The sequence below is a fragment of the uncultured Mucilaginibacter sp. genome (genome assembly GCF_937859865.1).
GTDB lineage: Bacteria > Bacteroidota > Bacteroidia > Sphingobacteriales > Sphingobacteriaceae > Mucilaginibacter_A.
Map to the genome: position 1 here is coordinate 30,148 of NZ_CALMAT010000082.1, position 4,771 is coordinate 34,918.

General features: G+C 41.8%; 1 protein-coding gene. It reads right to left on the reverse strand.

Annotated elements, in window-relative coordinates; all coding sequences use genetic code 11:
* Nucleotides 1-1,974: 1,974 nt before the first annotated feature.
* Nucleotides 1,975-4,425: an outer membrane beta-barrel family protein gene (locus tag Q0192_RS08735; protein ID WP_299289031.1), complete on the reverse strand. Its 2,451-nt coding sequence runs from the start codon at nt 4,423-4,425 to the stop codon at nt 1,975-1,977.
* Nucleotides 4,426-4,771 lie beyond the last annotated feature (346 nt).

Sequence of the window (4,771 nt, forward strand, 5' to 3'; positions counted from 1 at the left end):
ACCCGGCTGCGCGCGAACACCGCGAACCCTGGCCAAGCGGCCGCTACAACCATTATGATTTTGATATGAACCGTGATTGGGCTTGGCAAACGCAAAAAGAATCGCAGGAAAAACTGGCTTTATACAACCAATGGCTGCCCGAAGTCCATGTTGATTTCCACGAGCAAGGCTATAACGCGCCTTATTATTTTGCGCCTGCTGCCGAGCCTTTTCACAAAAATATTACGCCATGGCAGCGCGAGTTTCAAACTACCATCGGGAAAAACAACGCTAAATATTTCGACCAAAACGGCTGGCTGTATTTTACCAAAGAAGAGTTTGATTTGCTGTACCCTTCGTACGGCGATACGTATCCGCTTTACAACGGCTCTATCGGCATGACTTTCGAGCAGGGCGGAATTGGTGCTGGTCTGGCCATTAAAACTGCTGCCGGTGATACCTTGAAATTGTCTGACCGGATTGCACATCATTTAACAACCAGTTTAAGCACGGTGGAAGTTGCTTCGGCAAACAGTAAAAAATTATTGACGGAGTTTAAAGCGTTTTTTGACCGTGCCAAAAGCAATCCGCCGGGCGAGTTTAAAAGTTATGTGGTGAAAAATGAAAACCCGGACAAGCTGAAAGCACTTGCAAAATTGTTCGATAAAAACAGTATCCAATATGGTTTTGGCGGCGGCAATACGACAATAGGTTTTAATTACATCAACGGGAAAACAGAAAAATTTAAGGTTGAGGCAAACGATATGGTAATTCCTTCGGCGCAGCCAAAAGCGGTTTTGCTGAACGTGTTGATGGAACCAAAAACTTTTTTGACTGATTCTAACACGTACGATATCACGGCCTGGAGTTTGCCTTATGTTTACGGCATCAAAACTTATGGCATAAAAGAAGCATTGCATCCGCAGTTGGCTTCAATGAAAACAACAGAGCCGAACAATCAAAATAAAGCCAGTTACGCTTATGTATGTAATTGGAAATCAATAAATGACGTAAAATTTTTAGCGGCACTAATGCAAAAAAACATAAAAGTGCGCGTTACCGAAAAAGCTTTTACGGCTGCGGGCAAAAACTTTGATCCAGGTTCGCTCATCATCACCCGAGCGGGAAACAAAGAATTGGAAAAAACTTTTGATGAAACCGTGCAATCCGTCGCCAAAACTTTCAACCGAAATTTAACGCCTTTAAGGTCTGGTTTTGTGGAGAAGGGAAATGACTTGGGCTTTTCTACCGTTCAATCCATCCGTAAACCGAAAGTGATGCTGGTTACCGGTGAGGGTGTTTCTGCACCTGCTTTTGGCGAAGTTTGGTTTTATTTTGAAAACGAACTGCATTATCCAATCAGTTTGGTTAACGAGAAAGACTTGGGCCGCGTGAAGTGGGGCGATTTTGATGTCGCTGTTTTTCCCGATGGCAATTATCCTGATTTTCCGGCTGATGATTTACAAAGTTGGGTAAGCAGCGGTGGCAAATTAATTTTGATGGAAAACGCACTTACAAAAGTTGCCGGTAAAAAAAGCTTCAGCCTAAAACTGAAAGAAGATAAAAAACCAGACGCAGATGCCGACGCAAAACCAAACGCAAAAAAGAAACCTTACGAGCAAATCAAAGCTTTTGGCAACCGCGAACGCAACGCCATCAGCGAAAATATTGCGGGCGCTATTTACAAAATCAATCTGGACAACACGCATCCGTTGGGCTTCGGTTTCCCCAATTACTACTACACTTTGAAGCAAGACGATAATTTGTACCAATTTTTGGAAGATGGCTGGAACGTGGGCACCATCCGAAAAAATGCTTATGTAGCCGGTTTTGCCGGGCAAAAAGTGAAAGCACATTTGCAGGACGGGTTGCTGCTTGGCGTGCAGGATATGGGCCGCGGCAGTGTTGTTTATCTGGCCGACGACCCATTGTTCCGCAGCTTCTGGGAGAATGGCAAATTGCTTTTTGGCAATGCTGTTTTTATGGTGCAATAATTTAGTTGCCGCCTTTTACTCGGTTTTTTTCGGCATCGGCGCCGCTGTTGTGGCGGCGCGTTGGCGCCAATTTGCTGTTGCCAAAGTTGTAAGTGAAAGTTAAACGGGCAATACGTGATTCTTGTTTTTCGTTGAAATCAATATTAACACTCTGGTATCTGCTGCTTACCCTGCTTATTCGTGTGTTAAAAATATCGCTGACAGATAACTTTAAGTTTGCTTTTTTATTGGCGAAAGAACGGCTTAAACCGGCATCAAATGAATATTGCGGTTTGATATGAAAAATGCCGTAAGTAAGTGCCGATTGATAATCGGAAGAAACCTCTGCTTTAAAGCCTTTACCTAATAAAAATGTTTGCAGTGTTTTAAACTGGAAGGCAGCCTGTCCATCGTTTAGTGTTCCGCCAAGTAAAGAATCTGATTTAAACCCTAAATAAAAACCATTCAGGTTTAAGTTGCCCGTCCACCACTTTGTTAGGGTAAAAGGAGTATTGATATTAACGCCATAAGCATTTTGAGTTTGTAAATTCAAACTGGTAGCGAACGTTGCTTTGTCTTTGGTAAGCAAGATATTTGTAATCACATCTTTAGTACGGCTGTAGCTCAAACTTACGTTGATGGTTTTGTTGTAAGTGTAATTTAATTCAAAGGATTGTGTGTATTGCGGTTTCAAAAATGGGTTTCCCTGGCTGTAGGTGTATTGATCTAAGTAGTAAACAAATGGGTTCAAATTGTCATAACTTGGCCGGTCAATTCTTCTGCTGTAAGTAAAACCGAGATCATGTTTGGCAGATAAGCTTTCATTCAAAAACACACTTGGGAAAAAGTTAAGATAACTGCGATCCACAACTTGGTTTGTAGTAATCAAATTACCGTTTGAAGAGGTGTTTTCTGCACGCAACCCAACCTGCACAGATAACTTTTTAAAACTCCTGCTCAGGTTTATATATGCTGCGCTGATTTTTTCACTATAAATAAAACGGTTGGTGCGCGAAGTATCATTGATAAAACCATTGCCGTACTGCTTTTGCGCCTGCAAATCGTTGTCGGTTTTTACATCGCTTAATTTAAAACCTGCTTCCAGTTTAAAAATCTTCTTAAAAGTTTTGGTGTAATCTGCTTTTGCCGTTTTAATATTGATGACAGAAGGTGTTTGATTTAACAGTGCTAAGGGAGAATGTTGTGTGTTGCCATTCTCCAGGAAAAAATCAGTATTGTACTGTGCATTGGAGTTGTTGTTGAACTTAGAATAATCCAGGTCAATGTTCAACTCTTGCCCGGCTGTATCAATCTGAAAGCGGTCATTCAAATTAAAAGCAAAGTTGTGGTAAGTTTGATGAATGTTGGAAGTGGTGTTCTGCATAGAATCTGTAACGCCGGGACTGCTGCCAATAAGCGTGCGGTTGATGTTATTGTCCTGCTCTCCGTTAAAATAACCGTTTACTAAAAAACCAATTGTGTTTTTTTTGGTAACATCATAATCCACACCAGCCCGGTAAGTATTGTTGTAATTTGTTTGGGGCATAAAATTGTGCTGGTTAAAATAAGTCGTGGTGTTCTGGCTGTTTACAACACGGAATATGTTCAAATCACTTTTACGCTGATTGTCGCCATGACTAAAAGAACCAAAAAAGTTAAACTTGCCTTCTTTATGGTTCAGCGTAAGCGATTCGTTGCTTTTCGGATAAATGCCGTATCCGGCGCCTAAAGTAAGGCTGCCGTTGGTGCCAACCGATTTATTTTTTTTCAGGATGATGTTGATGATCCCGGAGTTTCCTGCGGCATCATATTTGGCAGAAGGGTTGGTGATGATTTCGATAGACTGGATCGTGTTGCCATCGGTAGAACGCAGCAAAGTAGCCAATTGCGCCGATGAAAGATAAGTGAGTTTGCCGTTCAGCATTACCGTTACGCCTTGCTTTCCTTTCAGGCTGATGTTATCGTCTTTATCAATGGTAACGCCGGGCGCTTTTTCCAGTATTTCCATCGCCGAGTTTCCGGCGGCAAGCACACTGTTTTCTACGTTTAAAACTGTTTTGTCGGCCCTTCTTTCAATCAAAGCTTTCTGGCCGACAACAGAAACGCCTTTTAATTGCTGTGCCCCGGGCGTTAACACCAATTTTTCTATGGTAAAAGAAGCATTGGCTTCACTGATGGTAAACGGTTTTGAAAATGCTTTTTTGTAAGAGACCACACTAACGGAAACCAAATAGTTTCCTGCCGGAACACCGGAAATTTGATAATGGCCTTTGTCGTCTGTCAACGCTCCTTTTACCAGGGAAGAATCTTTGGCTTTCAGCAAGCTAACCGTAGCATAATCCAATGGTTTTTGCTGCGCATCAACCACCAAACCAGAAACTATGCCGTTGCCTTTGGTTTGCGCTGATAGCCTGCTTCCAACTAAAAAAAGTAGTGCTAAAAGAAGCATTGATAAAGTAAGTTTTTTGTTCATGTCTGTAAAAATTGGGGCAGAAGTATCCTTTAAAAAGAAACCTTCTTTTTTTAAAATGCTTGTTAACCAGGATTTTGATTAAGGTTTGAGCGGCCGCCCAAACCTGATGTGTGTTCGTTTATCCACGGTATTTGTTAGTAAGATGCAGGAAGCAGCGGTTTGGTTACAGATTTTAAAAAGTATTTTTTTAGGGGATAAAAGAAGCATTCGAAAAAAGCCAGGAAGTTGGGAAGACGGAAAGTAGCGCTTTGCATTTCTGCGCTTTGTCATCCCGATGTTAGGAGGGATCTTCTTCAAAGTAAAAAGGCATAATCCTGCTTTGAAGAAGATTTCTCTCTTCGGTCGA